At 32.2% G+C, this 20,099-nt stretch carries 20 protein-coding genes; 10 read left to right on the top strand and 10 right to left on the bottom strand.

Annotated elements, in window-relative coordinates; translation table 11 throughout:
• The first annotated feature begins 29 nt into the window (after positions 1-29).
• The 5 genes from gap to KAR67_RS06365 are packed head-to-tail and all read left to right on the top strand — an operon-like array spanning position 30 to position 5,226.
• Positions 30-1,028, top strand: a complete 999-nt coding sequence (gap, locus tag KAR67_RS06385; protein WP_002785681.1) for a type I glyceraldehyde-3-phosphate dehydrogenase — start codon at positions 30-32, stop codon at positions 1,026-1,028.
• 2 nt (positions 1,029-1,030) lie between these two features.
• Entirely contained in the window at positions 1,031-2,233 is a 1,203-nt protein-coding gene (locus tag KAR67_RS06380) for a phosphoglycerate kinase (protein ID WP_002779153.1), read from the top strand.
• Positions 2,230-2,901: a triose-phosphate isomerase gene (locus tag KAR67_RS06375; RefSeq protein ID WP_002779151.1), complete on the top strand. Its 672-nt coding sequence runs from the start codon at positions 2,230-2,232 to the stop codon at positions 2,899-2,901. Before KAR67_RS06380 ends, KAR67_RS06375 begins: the two co-directional genes overlap by 4 nt.
• A 3-nt stretch (positions 2,902-2,904) precedes the next feature.
• Entirely contained in the window at positions 2,905-3,729 is an 825-nt protein-coding gene (gene fabI, locus KAR67_RS06370) for an enoyl-ACP reductase FabI (RefSeq protein ID WP_057030637.1), read from the top strand.
• A 3-nt stretch (positions 3,730-3,732) separates the two neighbouring features.
• Complete coding sequence (locus KAR67_RS06365) at positions 3,733-5,226, top strand: hydrogenase small subunit (RefSeq protein ID WP_162284640.1); 1,494 nt, start codon at positions 3,733-3,735, stop codon at positions 5,224-5,226.
• Here KAR67_RS06365 and feoB read toward each other — a convergent pair.
• The 7 genes from feoB to KAR67_RS06330 all read right to left on the bottom strand — a co-directional run bounded on the left by feoB (position 5,223) and on the right by KAR67_RS06330 (position 13,074).
• Positions 5,223-7,064: a ferrous iron transport protein B gene (gene feoB, locus KAR67_RS06360; RefSeq protein WP_162284641.1), complete on the bottom strand. Its 1,842-nt coding sequence runs from the start codon at positions 7,062-7,064 to the stop codon at positions 5,223-5,225. The two genes, KAR67_RS06365 and feoB, sit on opposite strands and share 4 nt — an antisense overlap.
• Positions 7,061-7,285 carry a ferrous iron transport protein A gene (locus KAR67_RS06355; RefSeq protein ID WP_002779147.1) on the bottom strand — a complete coding sequence of 75 codons (225 nt, stop codon included), beginning with the start codon at positions 7,283-7,285 and terminating at the stop codon, positions 7,061-7,063. Before KAR67_RS06355 ends, feoB begins: the two co-directional genes overlap by 4 nt.
• 81 nt (positions 7,286-7,366) lie before the next feature.
• A complete protein-coding gene (locus tag KAR67_RS06350; protein ID WP_072239114.1) occupies positions 7,367-8,707 on the bottom strand; it encodes an MmgE/PrpD family protein in 1,341 nt (446 codons plus the stop codon).
• 8 nt (positions 8,708-8,715) lie between these two features.
• Positions 8,716-10,083: an adenylosuccinate lyase gene (purB, locus tag KAR67_RS06345; protein WP_002779145.1), complete on the bottom strand. Its 1,368-nt coding sequence runs from the start codon at positions 10,081-10,083 to the stop codon at positions 8,716-8,718.
• Positions 10,084-10,092: 9 nt separating this feature from the next.
• Complete coding sequence (gene metC, locus KAR67_RS06340) at positions 10,093-11,256, bottom strand: cystathionine beta-lyase (RefSeq protein WP_052781525.1); 1,164 nt, start codon at positions 11,254-11,256, stop codon at positions 10,093-10,095.
• A 12-nt stretch (positions 11,257-11,268) separates the two neighbouring features.
• A complete protein-coding gene (gene dcuC, locus KAR67_RS06335) occupies positions 11,269-12,708 on the bottom strand; it encodes a C4-dicarboxylate transporter DcuC (protein ID WP_060785305.1) in 1,440 nt (479 codons plus the stop codon).
• A 3-nt stretch (positions 12,709-12,711) separates the two neighbouring features.
• The gene (locus KAR67_RS06330) at positions 12,712-13,074 is read right to left on the bottom strand and encodes a RidA family protein (RefSeq protein ID WP_002779137.1); all 363 of its coding nucleotides are present in this window, start codon (positions 13,072-13,074) and stop codon (positions 12,712-12,714) included.
• Between the two features lie 175 nt (positions 13,075-13,249).
• On the opposite strand from KAR67_RS06330, the gene KAR67_RS06325 reads away from it, so the two are divergent.
• Positions 13,250-13,918 carry a PAS domain-containing protein gene (locus KAR67_RS06325; RefSeq protein ID WP_002780465.1) on the top strand — a complete coding sequence of 223 codons (669 nt, stop codon included), beginning with the start codon at positions 13,250-13,252 and terminating at the stop codon, positions 13,916-13,918.
• 3 nt (positions 13,919-13,921) lie between these two features.
• Here KAR67_RS06325 and KAR67_RS06320 read toward each other — a convergent pair whose 3' ends face one another.
• Positions 13,922-14,389: a Cj1386 family hemin-binding protein gene (locus KAR67_RS06320; RefSeq protein ID WP_002777848.1), complete on the bottom strand. Its 468-nt coding sequence runs from the start codon at positions 14,387-14,389 to the stop codon at positions 13,922-13,924.
• A 56-nt stretch (positions 14,390-14,445) separates the two neighbouring features.
• Positions 14,446-15,870 carry a catalase gene (locus KAR67_RS06315; RefSeq protein WP_002789607.1) on the bottom strand — a complete coding sequence of 475 codons (1,425 nt, stop codon included), beginning with the start codon at positions 15,868-15,870 and terminating at the stop codon, positions 14,446-14,448.
• Positions 15,871-16,056: 186 nt separating this feature from the next.
• Here KAR67_RS06315 and KAR67_RS06310 point away from each other — a divergent pair, with 186 nt between their 5' ends.
• The 4 genes from KAR67_RS06310 to KAR67_RS06295 are packed head-to-tail and all read left to right on the top strand — an operon-like array spanning position 16,057 to position 18,405.
• Positions 16,057-16,374: a DUF2325 domain-containing protein gene (locus tag KAR67_RS06310; protein ID WP_002780470.1), complete on the top strand. Its 318-nt coding sequence runs from the start codon at positions 16,057-16,059 to the stop codon at positions 16,372-16,374.
• Positions 16,374-17,069 carry a hypothetical protein gene (locus tag KAR67_RS06305; protein WP_002783868.1) on the top strand — a complete coding sequence of 232 codons (696 nt, stop codon included), beginning with the start codon at positions 16,374-16,376 and terminating at the stop codon, positions 17,067-17,069. Before KAR67_RS06310 ends, KAR67_RS06305 begins: the two co-directional genes overlap by 1 nt.
• The gene (gene fldA / locus KAR67_RS06300; protein WP_002777839.1) at positions 17,069-17,560 is read left to right on the top strand and encodes a flavodoxin FldA; all 492 of its coding nucleotides are present in this window, start codon (positions 17,069-17,071) and stop codon (positions 17,558-17,560) included. The genes KAR67_RS06305 and fldA overlap by 1 nt, the downstream gene beginning before the upstream one ends.
• A complete protein-coding gene (locus tag KAR67_RS06295) occupies positions 17,527-18,405 on the top strand; it encodes an alpha/beta hydrolase-fold protein (RefSeq protein ID WP_002787799.1) in 879 nt (292 codons plus the stop codon). The genes fldA and KAR67_RS06295 overlap by 34 nt, the downstream gene beginning before the upstream one ends.
• Before the next feature lie 4 nt (positions 18,406-18,409).
• Here KAR67_RS06295 and KAR67_RS06290 read toward each other — a convergent pair whose 3' ends face one another.
• A complete protein-coding gene (locus KAR67_RS06290; protein WP_002777834.1) occupies positions 18,410-20,071 on the bottom strand; it encodes a 4Fe-4S dicluster domain-containing protein in 1,662 nt (553 codons plus the stop codon).
• Between the last annotated feature and the right edge of the window lie 28 nt (positions 20,072-20,099).

The raw sequence follows: 20,099 nt of genomic DNA, 5'->3' as shown, positions 1-20,099 counted from the left end.
GCATAAAAAACTTCGCAAAAGGAAACAAAATGGCCGTAAAAGTTGCTATAAATGGTTTTGGTCGCATAGGAAGGTGTGTAGCAAGAATTATTTCAAAACGAGATGATATCGAACTTGTAGCGATAAATGATACTACAGATATCGAACTTACAAAATATCTTTTTAAATATGACACAGTGCATGGAGAATTTGAAGGCAGTGTGGAAAATGAAGGGGATGATTTAATTATCAATGGTAAAAAAATCAAAGTGTTTAAAAGCCGCGATATAAAAGAACTTGATTTTGCAAAATACGGTGCACAAATTGTTTTAGAGTGCACAGGGGCTCATTTGACAATAGAAAAATGCCAAGGATTTTTAGATATGGGAGTGCAAAAAGTGATCATGAGTGCTCCTGCAAAAGATGATACTCCTACTTATGTTTTAGGTGTAAATTCACAAAATTATAAAGGTGAAAATATCATCTCTAATGCAAGTTGTACGACTAACTGCTTAGGTCCTGTTTGTCGTGTTTTACAAGATAATTTCGGCATAGAAAAAGGACTGATGACAACTATACATGCTTATACTAATGGACAAAGCATTATCGATGCAAAGACTAAAGATAAACGCCGCTCGCGTGCTGCTGCTCAAAATATCATTCCAACTTCTACAGGCGCAGCAAAAGCGATGAAGCTTGTAATGCCTGAACTTAATGGTAAGCTTCACGGGCAAAGTATGCGTGTGCCCGTTATTGATGTTTCAAGCGTGGATTTAACCGCTCAACTTAGCAAAAAAGTAAGCAAAGAGGAGCTTAATGAAGCCTTTAGAAAAGCTGCAGCTACAAATTTAAAAGGCATTTTAATGGTTGATGATGATGAAAGGGTATCGAGCGATTTTATCACTTGTTCTTATGGAGCGGTTGTGGTAAGTGATTTGACCCAAGTTATAGCAGATGATTTTGTTAAAGTTGTTGCTTGGTATGACAATGAGTGGGGATACTCAAGCCGCCTAGTAGATATGGCAGTATATATTGCAAATAAGGCTTAAAAATGAGTGATATTATTTCTATAAAAGATATTGATCTAAGCAAAAAAAAAGTTTTTATAAGATGTGATTTTAATGTCCCTCAAGATGATTTTTTAAATATCACTGATGACAGACGCATCAGATCGGCTATCCCTACGATAAGATATTGTTTAGATAATGGTTGCAGTGTGATTTTAGCTTCGCATTTGGGTCGCCCAAAAGAGATCAGTTCTAAATATTCTTTAGAGCCTGTAGCTAAGCGTTTAGCAAGGCTTTTAGATAAAGAAATTGTTATGGCAAAAGATGTTATAGGAGAAGATGCAAAAAGCAAAGCAGCAAATTTAAAAGCAAGTGAGATTTTAATGCTTGAAAATTTGCGTTTTGAAAAGGGCGAAACTAAAAATGATGAAAATTTAGCTAAAGAACTTGCTTCTATGGCCGAGGTTTATATCAACGATGCTTTTGGGGTATGTCATAGAGCACACGCTAGTGTAGAGGCTATCACTAAATTTTTTGATGAAAACCATAAGGGTGCAGGATTTTTACTACAAAAAGAGATTGAATTTGCTGAAAATCTTATCAAGCGTCCTGCACGTCCTTTTGTTGCTGTTGTGGGTGGATCAAAAGTAAGTGGCAAGCTTCAAGCTCTAACAAATCTACTTCCAAAAGTTGATAAACTCATCATTGGTGGTGGTATGGCATTTACTTTTTTAAAGGCGCAAGGTTTTGATATAGGAAATTCACTTTTAGAAGAAGAGCTTTTAGAAGAAGCCAATAAAATTCTTACAAAAGGAAAGAATTTAGGTGTTAAAATTTACTTACCTGTGGATGTAGTTGCTGCTCCTGCTTGCTCTCAAGAATCACCAATGAAATTTGTACCTTCGCAAGAAATTCCAAGTGGCTGGATGGGTTTAGATATAGGTCCTGCAAGTGTGAGACTTTTTAAAGAGGTTATTTCTGATGCACAGACCATTTGGTGGAATGGACCTATGGGTGTTTTTGAGATCGATAAATTTTCAAAAGGCAGCATAAAAATGAGCCATGCTATCAGCGATGGACATGCTACTACTGTTGTAGGGGGTGGCGATACGGCTGATGTTGTCGCGCGTGCTGGAGATGCAGATGAAATGACTTTTATTTCCACAGGTGGGGGCGCTTCGCTTGAGCTTATCGAAGGTAAAGAATTGCCAGGTGTAAAAGTCTTAAGAAGTGGGGGAGTGCAATGATATTTGCTGCAAATTTAAAATGCAATCATACAAGATCAAGTTTTAAAATTTATGCAAATATTTTAAATCAGTATTTAGAAGCAAAAAACGATGATATCATCGTTTTTCCACCTAGTATAGCTTTTTTAGAAAATGAATTAAATTTTATACAAGGGGCGCAAAATTTTTATCCTTGTGTCAATGGAGCTTTTACAGGTGAACTTGGAAAAGAGCATTTGGATGAATTTGGAATCAAATGTGTTTTGATAGGGCATTCTGAAAGAAGGGCTTTGGGTGATGAAAATTTAATCAAAGCTAAATTTGATTTTGCTAAAGAGCATGCTTATAAAATCGTTTTTTGCATAGGCGAGGATTTAAAGCTTAAAAACTCAAATCAAACCTTAGATTTTTTAAAAAAACAACTTGAAGTTATTGACCTAGATTATAAAAATCTCATTATCGCTTATGAGCCTATTTACTCTATAGGAAGTGGTGTGAGTGCTAAAAAAGAAGATATTGCTAAAGTGCTTGAATTTCTTTCTTCGCTTACGCAAGCTCCTTTGCTTTATGGCGGAAGTGTAAATGAGGACAATATCAAAGATATTTTAAATATAAAACATTGCAGCGGTGTTTTAATAGGATCTGCTGCATTAAAAGCTGAAAATTTTATAAAACTAATTAAAGGATAAATGATGATAATGAAAGGCAAAAAAGGCCTTATAGTAGGCGTAGCCAATAATAAATCCATAGCTTATGGTATAGCAAAAGCTTGTTATGAGCAAGGAGCAAGTTTAGCTTTTACTTTTTTAAATGATGCATTAAAAAAGCGTGTTGAGCCTATAGCAGAAGAATTTGGATCAAACTTTGTTTATGAGCTTGATGTAAATAACAGCGATCATTTAGACTCTATCGCTGAAAAAATTAAAAAAGATTTAGGTGAGATTGATTTTATAGTACATGCTGTTGCTTATGCGCCAAAAGAAGCTTTAGAAAATTCATTCTTAGAAACTTCAAAAGAAGCTTTTGATATAGCTATGGGAACTTCTGTGTATTCTTTACTTTCTTTAACGCGTGCGGTATTGCCAGTATTAAAAGAAAAGGGTGCAATTTTGACTTTAAGCTATCTTGGCGGGGTAAAATATGTGCCTCATTATAATGTTATGGGTGTGGCAAAAGCAGCTCTTGAAAGTTCTGTGCGTTATTTGGCAAGAGATTTAGGTATCAAAGGAATTCGTGTAAATGCGATTTCGGCAGGGCCTATTAAAACTTTAGCAGCAAGTGGAATAGGCGATTTTAGAATGATTTTAAAATACAATGAAATCAATTCTCCTTTAAAACGCAATGTTAGTATAGAAGATGTAGGCAATTCGGCTATGTATTTACTTAGCGATTTGGCAAATGGTGTTACAGGTGAAATACATTATGTTGATGCAGGATATAACATCATGGGTATGGGCGATGTTGAAAAAAATGAAGAAGGGCAAACTGTTCTTTGTTGGGATAATCAAAAAGGATAAAAAATGGCAAAGCTTAGCAATGAAGAATTAAAAAATATACTTGAAGATCGCATTAAAAAACTTGAGAATTCTACTTTAAAAGAGGATAAGGTTATCAATGAAGAAAGCGTAAAGGCTCTTGCTAAGCATTTATCTTTGGGAAATGAAATTCCAGCTCTTGCGCAAAAGTTTTTCGAACTTGCTCCTAAGACTAAGGTTGTTTGGCTTCATCTTTGCGAATGTACAGGTTGTAGTGAGAGTTTATTGCGTGCGGATTTACCAAGTTTTGATGAATTAGTTTTTGACTTTTTTTCTTTAGAGTATCACGAAACTTTAATGGCAGCAAATGGGACAAAAGCTGAAGAACTTTTAGAGCATGTTTTAAAAGAAGACTTTGTTTTAGCGGTTGAAGGCGGTGTTGCAGCTATTGATACATTTTTTCTTACTATAGGTGCAGAGGGTGAGAGTGGTTATGAAATTTTGGAAAAATTAGCAGCTAAAGCCAAAGCTATTTTTGCTGTGGGAACTTGTTCTTCTTATGGGGGAATTCAAGCTGCTTATCCAAATCCAAGCAAAACTTGCGGTATTTCTGAAGTTTTAACCCAAAAAGTAGTCAATATCCCTGGCTGTCCTCCAAGCGATGTAAATATCATCGCAACCTTGACTTATCTTGCTTTATTTGGAATTTTACCTGAACTTGATGAGCAAAACCGCCCCGTTTGGGCTTATGGTAAATGTTTGCATGATTTGTGCGAAAGAAAGGCTAAATTTGAGAGTGGAATTTTTGCAGAACATTTTGATGATGAAAAGGCTAAAAGTGGAGCTTGTTTATTTAAAATAGGCTGTAAAGGTCCTTATACTTATAATAATTGTCCTAAAGTAAAATTTAATGCTAAAACTTCTTGGCCTGTGGCTGCAGGGCACGGCTGTATAGCCTGTAGTGAAAAGAATTTTTGGGATGAATTTGGAAATTATGAAAAACCTATGGCAAATCCTTTTTCTTATGCTAAGCTTGTAAATCAGGAATTTAGTACAGAATTTGCCCTAGAAGAGCAAATTCAAATCCTATCTTCGATGGATTTTGAATTTGAAAGTAATTTAAAGCTTATCTTGCAAAACATTGCTAAAAATAAATTAGGTGCTTTACTTGTAGAAAATTACAAAACATCTTTTGAAAAAAACTTTATTTTTATAGAGCAAAATTTTGATGAAAATCCTATGCCTTCTAGTGATATTTGGAAGTATTTTGAGATCAATTTTATTTTGGCAAAGGGTGAGTTTTTACAAGATAAAAACGATTTTTTAAAAGCGGCGCAAAATTATAGCTTTAAGCATGCAAGTCCTTATGATTTTAAGTTAAATATGAACGCTGAAAAACCAAAGCTTGATGTGAGTAAATCTTTTCGTATGACTTTAATCTATCTTTGCGGCGGACTTGATTTTGAAGGTGTTGCTTATAGTATTTTAAAAGCTTTTGAAGATAATATCGCTAAAATTTCATCATTAAAAGCAAGTTAATTTAATAAAATTTTAGCAATATGAAGTCCTATAAAAGCTACTATATAAGCACTTGTACAGGTAAAAAGAAATAGAAAGAGAGTGTATTTTAGCTTTCCACTTTCTTTTGAAAAAACTATAGTTGCTGCAAAGCAAGGATTATAAATCATTACAAATAAAATAAAAGCCACTGCACTTGGTATAGGTATATTTTTGGCAATAATTCCTTTTAAATCATTATTTGTTTCATCTACATCTTTTCCTAGTGAATAAAGTACTCCCATAGTTGAGATCATCACTTCTTTAGCAGCCAAACCACTGATTAAAGATACGCTTAATTTCCAATCTAACTCAAGGGGTTTAAAAATAGGTTCTATGCCTTTGCCAAATTGTCCTAAATAACTTTGTTCTATAGCTCTTTCTTGAGCATTAAAATCATTTAAATTTTCTTCACTTTTTGGAAAATTACTAGCAAACCATATAAGCAAAGAGGCCAAAAGTATGAAAGTTCCTGCTTTTTTAAGATACATTTTGGCTTTATTATAAACCATAAACCAAATTAAATGCCAATTTGGCATACGATATTTTGGCATTTCCATAACAAAAGGTTCATCAAGTCCACGAAATGCTGTCATTCTTAAAAATTTTGCAGCACAAAGTCCTAAAATCGCACCTAAAATATAAATTCCAAAAAGATAATTTCCTGCTTTTTCACTTGGAAAAAAAGCACCGATAAAAAGCACATATACAGGAAGTCTTGCCCCGCAACTCATAAAATTGATCACAAAAAGAGTTAAAAGTCTATCTCTTTTGTTCTTAAGAGTGCGTGTAGCCATAAAAGCAGGTACCGAACAACCAAAACCAGTGATTAGCGGAATGAAGCTTTTTCCATGTAAACCAAATTTATGTAAAATTCCATCTAGTAAGAAAGCTACTCTTGACATATAGCCTGTGGTTTCTAAAAGAGCTATGCCTAAAAATAAAATTATTATATTAGGTAAAAAAAGTATCACAGCACCAACACCTGCGATAATCCCATCAGCTAAAGCTGAAGCGATGAAGGTATTAGAAATATTGTTTTTAACAAGTTCACCTAAGGCATTAAAGCCTGATTCTATATAATCCATAGGAATTTGCCCTAAGCTAAAGGTGAGTTGAAATAAAAGCCACATTAAAAATAAAAATATAGGTAAGCCAAAGAATTTATGGATAAGTAAGGCATCGATTTTTTTGGTTAAATTTCTTTCTTCTTTTTTGTGTGTGATAATTTTTTTTGAAAGTTCATTAATAAAATATAATAAATCTTCTTTTTCCGGACTTTTTTCGCAAAGCGGAGTATAAAATTGAGATCTTGGAATAAATTTACTTTCAAATAAAATAATAATTTTTTGCAGCAAAAGTTCTAAATTTTCTTTTGTTTTTGCTGAAATTTCAACAACTTGACTTTGAAATTCTTGGCTTAAAACAGAAGTGTCAAGCTCTATACCTTCTTTTTTGGCTTCATCGCACATATTTAAAGCTAAAAGCATTTTTTTATTAAGGCTTAAAAGTTCTGCACTAAGGATAAGATTACGTTCTAAATTGGTAGCATCTAAAACATTAACAATAACATCATAGTCATTTTGATTTAAAAAATGGCGTGTGATTTTTTCTTCTTCACTATATCCATCTAAAGAATAAGTTCCTGGTAAATCAATGACTTCAAATTCATAGTTTTTGTAAAAAGTTTTTGCACTTGCTTTTTCTATAGTAACTCCGCTAAAATTTCCTACTTTCATATTAGCTTTGCAAAGCGCATTAATAAGAAGACTTTTGCCTACATTAGGCTGACCTACAAGGGCTATTTTGATTTTTTTCATATAAGATTCACTTCTATGGTTTTAGCTTCATCAGATCTTAGGATAACACAACTTGTATCAAGTTCTACCATTATGGTGGCATTTTTTAAAGAGGAATGAATTTTTTTCAAGTTTTTATTTTTAATAAATCCAAAGCTTAAAAGTCTATTTTTGAGTTCTTTGTGAGCGTTTAAATTGACAATAATAGCTTTTTGTCCATCTTTTAACTCGTTTAAAGTCATTGTAATTCCTAAATTAATAATAAATATTATAATAAAAAAGTGTAATGAAATTATCCTTCTTGTAAAAAGAAGGATAAATATTTAAAAAGAAAAGTGGTTTAAATTTTCTAGATTGATGATTTGATCTAGAATTTTGTTAGCTTTAGCATTATCAAGGTAAATTTGTGCATTGGCTAAAAATTTAGCTTTTAATTCTTCAAAACTTAATGGATTATCAAAATTACCTTTATTTATAAAAACATCTTTTTGGATTGTGCGTCCATCTTGCAAACTGGCTTCTAAATGCCCTGGAAAATACTTTGGAAAGCCTTGAGATTTTCTTTTTTCGTACCTGATTTTTTTAGCAAATTCTAGTACTTCTTCACGCTTTAAATTTTCATAAGATTCAAGAGTGATTTTACCATCAAAGAATCCTAGAGCCATTAAAAAAGGCATGGAAAATTTAGCTTCATAAGCACTATTTGGAGTGTATTTTGCTTCTAAAGGATCGCAGATAAAAGAAATAGGAACTTCATCTACAAAACAATGAATACTTTTAATTTCATCAGCTTTTAAACCATCATTTTTTAAAGCAATAGCACAATCAATAAGCCCATGAGCAAAATGACAACTTGGATAAGGCTTGATTGAAACTTGCATAGTTTGCCAAATTTCTCCTAAGGCTTTGTTAAGTTCTGTTTTATCGCATTCTTGTTCTATACCAAAACATTTAAAGATATTATCCCTACCTTCAAAAATACTCAAAGGTCCACTCATATGGTTTTTAGCAAAATGAGCTACTATAATACCGTTTTTAATAGCATTGGCAATATGCAAAACTTTTGAATTAGATCCATTGGATAAAAACTCATTAATCCCACTTGCAAAACTTCCTGCAAGTCCTAAAGCATTGATGATTTGTTCTTTGTTAAGATCTAGCAAGATTGCACTTGCACTTACGCTTCCAAAAATTCCTGCAATAGCAGTGGTATGAAAACCACGCTTATGAAAAGTACCTTTGCTTGCAATGCCTACTCTAGCTGCAATTTCCCAGCCTACTATAAAAGCTTTGATGATTTTTTTCGCATCTTTGCTAACATGAAAACCATAACTTAAACAAAGTGGAGTTAAAATTGCACTTGCATGCAAAATCGCTTCTGTATGTGTATCATCAAAATCAAGTGCATGAGAAGCAATGCCATCTAGCATGGCTGCGTATATAGGATCTAATTTTTGATCATTTACCCAAATAAGAGTATTTTTTTCTGTGCTTAAATTTTCAAAAGCTTTAAAAGCATTTAAAACACATTCTTCTTTGCTTGCTGCTATAGCTGTTCCAAGGCTATCAAGCATAAGTTCTTTAGCTCTTTGAACAACTGTATTAGGGATATTTTCATATTTAAGATTGAAAATAAAATCCGCTAAAATTTCGCTATATAACATCGTTTTTCCTATTTTAAAATAGCACTATTTTTGATTTTTTCCAAAAATTCATCTACAAGTTTTGGTGCATATCCTACATAGGTTGTTGCATCAAGCAAAGCATCGATTTCTTTTTCTTTCAATACCTTAGATACTCTTTTATCTGCAAGTAAAACTTCTTTAAAAGTTTTTTGTTTTTCGATACCTAGCATAGCATTTTCATAAACAATCTCATGGGCGTGTTGTTTTCCATAATGATCGCTTAATGCAAACATAACACGCTCTGCTAAAACAAAACCATTAAGAGTATTTAAATTTTTAAGCATTTTGTCTTTTTTTACTTCTAAATCACTAAGAGCGAATTTCATATTTGCTAAAACCACAGAAAGCATTAAAAACATTTCAGGTAAAAGCTTCCATTCCATTTTCCAAACTTGACCATCTCTTTCATGTTCATGTCTTTCAATATCGCTTAAAATGGCTAAATTTGCCTTAAAGGCATTGCTTACTGTAACTGCATTTTCGCTTACTGCAGGATTTCTTTTGTGTGGCATAGTGCTTGATCCTACTTGTCCTTTGCCAAAAGGTTCAGCAACTTCATCAATTTCATTATGTGAAAGGATTAAAATTTCATGAGCGATTTTGTTAAAGGTTGCGTTGATATTGCCTAGTACAAAACCAAGTTCTATAAAGCGATCACGTGCGCTCTGCCAAGAAATATTAGGCACATCAAGTCCTAAATTTTCTAAAGTGAGTTTTTCTACTTCATTGCACTCATCACTTAAACTTGCTTTAGTTCCTACAGCGCCTACTATACTGCCTACATAAAGTCTTTTTTCAAGTTCAAGTATTCTTTCAAAATGACGCTCAAGTTCGCTTAACCAAATAGCCACTTTATGTCCAAAAGTAATAGGCAAAGCCTGAAGTGCTAAAGTTCTTCCCATCATAGCAGTATTTTTGTGTGTTTTAGCAAGTTTTACTAAAGCTTTTGCAATGGCTTTTAATTCGCTTTTTACAAGAGTCATAGCTTCTTTAAATTGCAAAACAAGTCCTGTGTCAATGATATCTTGAGTGGTTACCCCAAAATGTACATATTCGCCTAGATTATTATCGCAAGCTTTTTCTAATCCCCTAACAGTAGGAACTAAAGGATGTTTGGTTTTTTTAAATTCATTAAAAATAAAATCCATATCCATAAATTTATAATAAGCTTTTTTTGCAATTTCATCTGCTGCTTCTTGAGGGATGATATTAAGTTTTGCTTGTGCTTTTGCTAATGCTGCTTCAACATCAAGCCATTTTTGTACGCGATTTTCTTCACAAAAAACAGCACGCATATCTTGCGTGCTCCATGAATCTGCTAATAATTTATGATCAAATACGCTAATTCCAGTCATTTTATTTCCTTATTTTTTAATACTATCAAAAGCCTTAGCTAAATCAGCAATCAAGTCTTTAGTATCTTCAAGTCCTATATGAAATCTTACAAATGGACCTCTTTTGCTCCAGTCTGTTGCAGTTCTTGGTGGAGTAGTTACAGTTGCTAAACTTTCATAGCCACCCCAGCTAGCACCTATAGAAAAATATTCTAACTCATCTACAAATTTAATAGCATCTTCTTTACTATAACCCTCTGCAAATTCGATAGTAACCATACCGTTAGCACCTTTATGATCGCGCATAAAAATTTCATGGTTTGGATGGGTTTTGAGTTTTGGATAGAAAATAGTTTTAATTTCTTTTCTTGTTTGTAAAAACTCTACGATTTCATCTGCACTTTTTTCATGAGCTTTCATTCTTACATCTAAAGTTCTCATACCACGAAGAACTAAATAAGCATCATCAGGGCTTGTTGTAAAGCCTAAAGCTTCAGGGAGTTTGTCAAAATTTTTCCATTCTTTTTCATTGATAACCACTACACCCATGGTAACATCAGAGTGACCGCTAAGATATTTTGTCGCAGCTATAACCGAAATATCTACGCCTAGCTCAAGTGGATTTAGGAAGTATCCGCTTGAATAAGTATTATCAATAGCTACAGGAATATTATGAGAGTGTGCAATTTTGCAAAGCTTTGGCAAATCTATGATTTCATAAAGTATAGAACCAGGGCTTTCGCATAGGATGAGTTTGGTATTAGGCTTGATTTTTTCTTCTACATCACTTGCATCGGCTTTTAAAAAATCAATCTCAACACCCATTTTTTCTAAAAATAATTCACAAATTGTTCTTACAGGCCCATAGATTGCATCAGTGATTAAAAAATGCGCGTCTTTACTAGCATAGTTTAAAAGTACCATAGCAAGTGCTGCAAGTCCTGTTGGGAAAAGTTGAGCTCTGTAGCCGCCTTCTAAGCTGCAGATAAGTTTTTCAAGTTCGAAGTTAGTTGTCGTTCCTCTAGCACCATAGCTTAATACACGATCAGTTTTTCTTAATTCTCTATATTTTTGCCAAGTGGCATGATTTTTAAAAAGTATGGTTGATGCACGCATAAGCGTAGGATTGACTGATCTTACTTCAACATTTTGATCGCCTCTGCCACAATGAATAAGTTTAGTTTTTGAGTTCATTTTTTTCTCCTTTTAAAGATAAATATAAGTCATAATGATATTTACAATAGCCGCTACAAGCATAGGAATAGCCGTTCTTTTAACTACGACAAAAGGACTGACTTTTGCAATAGCTGAAATGGCTAAAATAGCAGGTGCTATAGGGCTCACACATCTTCCAAAACCCGTCATGATTTGAATTGGTGCTATCATGGTGATAGTTTCAACTCCAAAGTGTTTTGCTATATTTGGGATAAGTGGAGCAAAGCTAAAAAATGCTGCATTTCCTGAACCCATTAAGAAAGCACAAACTGCAAGCAAGATTGAAACGGCGATAATAATAGCCAAAACTCCAAATCCTGCATTTTTACAAAATTCTATTAAGGTATCTACAAAGCCAACCGATAAAAGCCCGCTTGCAAATACTTGACCGCATACTATCAAAGAAACAGTGATAACAAATAAATGTCCCATTCCTTTAAAGAATATCATAATAGAATTGAGTGTTTCTACTACGCTTTTATAGCGTATCATTTCAAAAACAATCGCAACAAAAGTTGAAATCACCATTGCTACTGGAACATTCATTTTAATGGCAGTACTAGCAGCTGCTTTAACTTCTTCAGCACTACTTATTCCCATTAAAACCAAGATGCTATCAAGCACGGAACTAAATCCTAGGATTAAAACCAAAGGAATTATAGGTAAAATCGCATAAATTCTAGGAGGCTTTTTAAGTTCTTTTTCTTTACCTTCATTTTCATTTAGTTCTTTTTCAATTTCTTGTGCATTGAAGACAAAATTATCTTTTTTGTCAAAAAATTTATTGCAAAGATATATCGCAATACCTACAGCTATAATGATAGGCAAGGTTGTAGGGAGTTGATAATGAACAAAATAAATTGCAGGATCAACTTCAGCTACTTTTGACGCCATGATCACATTTCCACTTCCAGGTCCATGATCGATATATTGACAAATCGCAATCACACTTAAGGCAGAAAGTTTTGAAACACCAGAGCGTACAAGTATAGGATACATAGTAACCATAAGTAAAAGTGCTAAGCCTGCGTGAGAAGGGATGAAAAGAACTAAAAATTGCACGATAAAATAAGCAACTATGAGTAAAACATAAGGAGATTTTACGGCTTTTAAAGGTTTTTCAAAAACTTTAAAAAGTGCATAAGAAGCCCCTACATGATCCATATAAGCAGAAAAACCTGCTATAGTCATAAGTGTAAGTCCAAGCCCTGCTAATGTATTTGACATGGTTTGATTGAAAACTTGAAAAATATCAAAAAAACCTAAATTTAAAGAACCTTTAGCGACAATGTGTGGAGAAAGTCCAAAAATAGCAGCTAAGGAAAGTAAAAGTAAACCACTTAAAAGCAAAGCCATATGAGCATTGATTTTTTTATAAAGCATAAAAACAAGTAAAAAAATACTAAATAAAGAAAAAACAATACCTAGCATGTTTTATCCTTTTTGAGCGATGATCTCTATCTCTACTTTAGCTTTTTTTGGCAGATCTTTTACTGCAAAAGCACTTCTTGCTGGATAAGGAGCTTTAAAAAATTCAGCATAAATTTCATTAAATGCTACAAAATCATTAATATCAGCTAAAAAGCAAGTGGTTTTAATCACTTTATCATAACTGATACCATTTTCTTCTAAGATAGCGCCGATATTTTTTAAAGATTGTTTGGTTTGTTCTTTGATATCAGAGCTTTCTATTTCTCCTGAAGCAGGGTTGATAGGAAGTTGTCCCGAGATAAAAAGCAAGCCGTTTGCTTCTCTATAAGCTGAGTAAGGGCCGATAGCCTTTGGATAATTTGACATTTTCTCTCCTTTTTTATTAATGTAAATTAAATAAACGTATTTTATCACGATAATAATAATTTGTCAATATTTTATTATCACGATAATAAAATATTATCTTTAAGAATATTTTTAAAAAATTAAAGTTAAAATTTAAGCTTTGGATTCTAAATTTTATTATTTTAGGAATATTTTCATGGATGAAAAACAAAAAGAGCAATTTATAAAGCTCACGAATTTTTTAGGACAAGTTTTAGGTAAGCAGTATGAAGTGGTTTTTCATGTTCTTTCTAAAGAGGGTGCTTATATAGCAGCTATTGCAAATAGTCATGTCAGCGGTAGAACTCTTGAATCTCCCTTGAGTGCTTTTGCAAGTGAACTTGTGCAAAATAAGGCTTATTTAAAAGAAGATTTTTTGTGTGATTATAAGGCTTTGATTGGAAAATCAAAACTTGTTAGAGGTTCGACATTTTTTATAAAAAATTCTGATGAATTGGTAGGAATTTTGTGTATTAATCACGATACGAGCATGATGAGAGACTTGGTTTGTAGGATTATAGATATAGAAAAATTAGGCGATATGAGTGAATTTTTAAATCAAGACAAAGAAAATAATACCAGTGTAGATAGTTTAGGAAATATAGAAACCCTAAGTCATTCTATAGAAGAAATTTTAGCTCAAAGCATTGATATGAATTATTTAAATTCGGATTATCAACTTAGCATGGCACAAAAAGAAGAGATTACAAAAACTTTATATCAAAAGGGTATTTTTAATATCAAGGGTTCTGTGCCTATAGTGGCTAGACTCTTAAAAATTTCAGAGCCTAGTGTCTATAGGTATTTAAAAAATTTTAAATCATAGAAATTATTTTTTAAATAATTTTAAAATTCCTAAAGAAAGGCGTTTACTTAGGCTTTTTTTAGAGCTTTTGAGTAAAAACTCGGCTACATCTTTACGGCCAAACATGATAGCAAAACTATAAGGTGTCATACCTAAGCCATTATTTTCATCTATATTTGCTCCATATTTTACTAAAAGCTCGCACATAGGCAAATAGCCCTTAAAGCAAACTCCTGCTAAAGGTGTTTGTCCTCGATCATTTTTTTCATCAACAAGCGCACCCTTTTCTAAAAGCATTTTTGCGCATTCGTAAGAATTATTATAAGCTGCAAGCATAAGCAAGGTATCGCCTTTATGTGTTTTTAAATTCACATTCAGTCCTGCTTCTATCATGATTTTAAGATTTTCATATTCGTTATTTCTAGCAAAATTAAAAGCCATTTTGCAAAGCTCGGCAAATCTTTTTTCTTCTTCTAAGCTAAGTGTCATCATCGTTTTTCCTTTGTTTATAATCTTTAGTTTGCCACCTAAAAAGTGGCAAGTAAAAATTATTTTCCCAAAGCTTTTTTAACACCTTGTGCATAATCAGGTGAAATTTTTTCAAAATGTCCTAAAGCTCTAGTAATGATTTTTTCTTCTACACCTTCCATAGAAGCTGCTATATTTTCAAAAAGTTGTTCTTTTTGGTTTTGATTCATGATGTTAAATAACGCTCTTGGTTGAGTGTAAAAATCATCATCTAAAGGAGCATATCTTTGCGCATTACCTTCTAAAACTAAATCAGGTTCAAGATAGCTTTTGTCTTCTTTTGGGCTTTCTTCATAGCTGTTTGGCTCATAATACGCAGCACCATTTCTATAGCTATCAAAATTCATAGCACCTGCAACATTGTAAGTATTTACTTCACTTCTAGCACGATTTACAGGTAAAAGATGATAATTAGTTCCTATTCTATATCTTTGTGCATCAGGATATGAGAAAATTCTAGCTTGTAGCATTTTATCAGGACTAAAACCTATACCAGGTACTATATTGCTTGGGCTAAAAGCTGCTTGTTCTACTTCATTAAAATAATTTTGTGGATTTTGATTTAAGATCATTTCGCCTATATCCATTAAAGGCACTACGCTATGTGGCCAAATTTTAGTTAAATCAAAAGGATTAAAGCCTAGTTTGTCAGCATCTTTTTCAGCAAGAATTTGAACTTGAACTTTCCATTTTGGGAAATCTTTATTTTCTATAGCATTGTAAAGATCTCTTTGGTGGCTTTCTCTATCTTTGGCGATAAGTTCAGCAGCTTCTTTATTGCTAAGATTTTTAATACCTTGTAGAGTTTTAAAATGGAATTTCACCCAAAATCTCTCGTTTTTGTCATTGATAAAGCTATAAGTATGGCTTCCAAAACCATGCATATGGCGATAACTTGCCGGAATTCCTCTATCGCTCATAAGAATAGTTACTTGGTGTAAGCTTTCAGGACACAAACTCCAAAAATCCCAAGCGGCATTATTACTTCTTAAGTGCGTTCTTGGATCTCTTTTTTGAGTGTGGATAAAATCAGGAAATTTATAAGCATCACGGATGAAGAATGTTGGGGTATTGTTTCCTACTAAATCCCAGTTTCCTTCTTTGGTATAAAATTTAATAGCAAAACCTCTAACATCGCGTTCAGCATCGGCTGCACCTGCTTCGCCAGCTACTGTTGAAAAACGCAAAAACAATGGAGTAACTTCACCTTTTTGAAAAATTTTAGCTTTGGTATAAGCACTTAAATCTGCTGTAATTTTTATTTCGCCATAAGCTGCGCTTCCTTTTGCATGCACTGTTCTTTCTGGAATTCTTTCTCTATTTTGATGAGCAAGTTTTTCAAGTAAAAGATAATCTTGCATAAGTAAAGGGCCTTTTGCACCTGCGCTTAAAGAGTTTTGATTATCGGCTATAATGTTTCCGAAGTCGTTAGTTAATTTTTTCATTATTTTCTCCTAAATAATAATTTTTATTAGTTGAGAAATTATATCTATTAAAAATTAAAATTAGCTGAATTAATATAAATTAATAAAAAATATTAATGATAATAAATTTCAAAATAAATTTAGTTTGATTATATTATAATAATAATTATCAAAATAATTTAAAATAAAAATCACAAAGGAGAGCTTATGTCAGTTTTGGTTATTGGTGCAGATGAAATAACACCTATTAAGGCTGTTTTGTATGATTTAGGTGCAAAAAAAATAGAGCATTGGGATGCGCGCAATGAAAATAGAGTCAATCGCAAACCTATTCCTTGTGATACAGAATGTATAGTAATGCTTACGAGTTTCTTAAATCACAATACTATGAAAAAAATTAAAAACGAGGCTAAAAAACGAAAAATTCCATTAGTTTGCGCAAAAAGAAGCGTAAGTTGCGTGTATTGTGAGTATTGTAAGATATTTAATTTAGATAAAGAATTTTCTTGCTCTAAGGTTAAATAATGCTATTTGGATTTGATGATAAAAGAGAATTTATCCCTCGGGTTTATAGTTCTTTGTGCAAGCAAGAGCTTGTCAAAACTTTTTTGATTCAATACAATGCTAGTATTGATAGTGCTTTAAGAATCCCGCTTTCATATGCAAAAAGTGCAAAGGATTTAAAAATGCCTTTTCAAAACTTCTTGCAAGATGTGATACATACGCCTTTTGGCAAGATAAAAAATATCGATAAAAATCTTACTTTGAACATTTCTTATTTTCAAAAAAGAAAGAGTTTGATTTTTAAGACTAAGATATTTCAAAATGTCGATATTTTAAGGCTTTTAAGAGCTTATTTTAGAGGAATTTGTTTTGATGCGCAAGTTTTATTTGATTTTTATGTATATGATAAAATTTCTCATCAAAATCAAAATCGAAGCATTGTTCAAAATGATAATTTGATTATCATAGATAATAAAATTGCCGTTTTACCTCTTTGCAAAGAAGTGGATCTTCAAAATTTAAATATCGATAACGAAATTCAAAAAATATCTAAATTTATATATCAAAATCAATTTGAACAAATCTACATAGTTTGTCCGCGTAACAAAAAATTCACACATTTTATTCAAATAAAACATTTTTTATGCGATTTAAATAAAACTATGTTAAAATTAGTTCCGTATTCAATAACAAATAAACTTATAAGGAGAAAATAATGTCAGTAGCAGTAATTTATGGAAGTGCTATGGGAAATACAGAAGGAGCAGCAAATACAATCGCTTCAAAATTAGGAATTAGTGATGTTTTAAATGTTGCAGATATTGATGCAGCTAAAATTAATTCTTATGATAAATTAATTTGTGGAACTTCTACTTGGGGAAGTGGTGATTTACAAGATGATTGGGATGGTTTTGATTTTTCAGGTCTTAGCCTTGGTGGAAAAACTGTAGCTGTATTTGGAATGGGTGATAGTGAAAGCTATTCAGACACTTTCTGCGGCGGTATGGGAAAACTTGCAGAAAATTTAAAAAATGCAGGCGCAAATTTAGTAGGTGAAGTTTCAACTGATGGCTATACATTTGAATCAAGCGATGCAGTTGTTGATGGAAAATTTGTAGGTCTTGCACTTGATAATGACAATCAAGAAGATCAAACTGAAGCAAGAATTGACGCTTGGGTAGAACAAATCAAAGCTCATTTTGCTTAATTTTTAAAAATATCGGCTTTCTTTGCCGATATTGTATTGTATTTTTAATTTTAACTATTCCACTTTTTTCAAAACCAGATCAAAAAATTACTCCTATTATAGAAAAAGCAAAAGATTACTTTTTTATAGAGAAAGATTTAAAATTAACGCATTATCATACAAGTTATCGAATTTTTGTGGCAAAAAGTAAAATAAAATATAAAAAATATAAGGTAATTTATTTGCTTGATGGCAATGCGTTTTTTTCGAGATTTTTAAATCTTTATAATTATTTGCCTAAAGAAGATATTTTAATTGTTGGCATAGGTTATGATAGCCCTTTGGCGTTTGATACTACCCATAGGACAAAAGATTATACTCCTAAGGTTCAAGGTTTGGAATTTCAAAATGGAGGAGGTAGCTTTGAATTTAGACAATTTATCAAAACAGAGCTTTTACCTTATATTAATACACATTATGAAACCAGTGAAGATTTTCAAATTCTTTTTGGACATTCTTTTGGCGGACTTTTTGCTTTAGATACTTTATTTAATGATACAAAGCTTTTTAGCCATTATTTTATTATTTCACCTTCTTTGTGGTGGGGTGGTAGTGAATTTATACCTAAACGAATTTCTTTATCAAATTGTCCTCAAATTTATATGGCTTTAGGTTCGGCTGAGAGTAATTCTAGCATTAAGAAAGCTAAAGCTAAAATAAGTGTTAAAGAACTTGGTATGCAAATTTTAAATCATAGTGCTTGTGAAGTTGAATTTAAACTTTTTGAGAATGAAACTCATGGGAGTGTAATAGAAAAGGCTATGATTTGGGCTATAGAAAATATCAAATCAGAGCCAATTGATTGATTATTTATCCTTTTCTCATTGCTTCTATCATTACCTTTGCTTTGCAGTCTGCACAACAATAAAGGGTTTTTATCTTGCTCTCATCATTGCCAAATTTAGGCTTCATCAAATTCGCAATTTTTTCTACCGCTTTTTTAGTGGCAAACTCTTTTCCACACTCTATGCAAGCAAAAAGTTCATCTTTTGCCATGGTTTGGTATTCAAAATAGTTGGGATTAAATTCCATTCCACTACGCGTAAGTTTTAGAGTATCTTTTTCAGCACAACTTACTTCGCAGTATCCACAGGTGGTGCATAATGAAGCATTGAATTTAAGTGCATTTTCTTTAGTATCAGCAATCAAAGCTCCTACATTACAGGCTCCTACGCAAGAAAGGCAGAGAGTACAGGTATTTGCATTGATTTCTATTTTTCCATATCTTAACCATTCGCCACTTTCTTTTACGCCAAAATCATCATTTTGGATCAAATTTTGCATTCTTTTGGCAAAATTTTCTCTAGTAGTAAGAGTGTTATTGTGAAAATCAAAACTTAAATTTTCTATAAATTCTTGCTTTCCTAAAGCATTTTGCAATTCTTTTTCATCTTTAGCGGTAAAAATAGCTTCTTTTTGAAATTTTCTTTCAAAAAAAGTATTTAAAAGATCTATTGCTTCAGCACTTCCTCGTGAAATAAAATCCGTGTAAAAAACCAAATTTGCACCACTGCTTTGCAAAAGAGTTAGAAAATGCATAGAAGAAAGCCACTTTTCACCTTCTATCATAAAAGGCAAAACATCTTTGGGTAGCTTTATATTTAAATTTTCTAAAGACATTTTTTTAGGTATGATTAAAATCTTTTTTTCTTTATAAAATTCACAAAGTTCAAAAAAACTTTCCCTAGGCATGGGTGCATAATCAAGCGAACCACTAGGGCACACGCTGATACAGCCTCCACAGCCTAGGCAATCTACTTGAGAAAATTCTAAATGCTTGTTTTCATCATTTTTTAAAATAGCTATCGTAGGGCAAATTTCAGCACACTTTGCGCAATGCTCACTGCGTCTTTCGTGGTATTGACATACGCTAGAATCATAGGTAATATAGGTTTTGTATGTGTATTTTGGGCTTTTATCTTGTAAAAATTTCAGTAAACTTTCTTGATTTTTAAAATTGCTAATATTATAACAGCCACTTTGTCTTGTAAAATCCTTGCGAATGTCGTTAGAATTTGTATTAAAAAGTAAAATATCAAAATCAATTTCTACTTCTTCTCCTTGATTTAAAATCACAGCACAAAGCTCGCCTATGCTGCCAAATACTGCTAGAATTTCTTCATTTTTTAAGCTTATGATTTTAAAGTTTTGTTTTTTTAAAAAATCAGCCATAGTATCATCAGAATCTACTAAAATAATGCGGTTTTTTACTTCTTTGTTTTGTTCTAAATCAAGCCCTAAATCATAGACATTTGCCCTAGCTTCATAAAGTTTTAATATATTTTTACTTTTTTCTAAAATTTCATCTTGTGAACTTTTAAGATAAAAATTGATTTCTGGAGCATAAATTTGTGCTTTTTGTGCTTTTTCATTAGAAATTAAAACTTCTTCATCTTTGCAATTTTCCCAAATATTTATCTCATCGGGCAAGGGAATAAGATTTTCATTTTGTATGAAAACAAAGTCTTTCATTGATTTTCCTTGATGGTCAATTTGCCAA

This window comes from Campylobacter sp. JH32 (assembly GCF_017846535.1).
GTDB lineage: Bacteria > Campylobacterota > Campylobacteria > Campylobacterales > Campylobacteraceae > Campylobacter_D > Campylobacter_D coli.
This window is presented reverse-complemented; position numbering and strand designations above follow the sequence as displayed.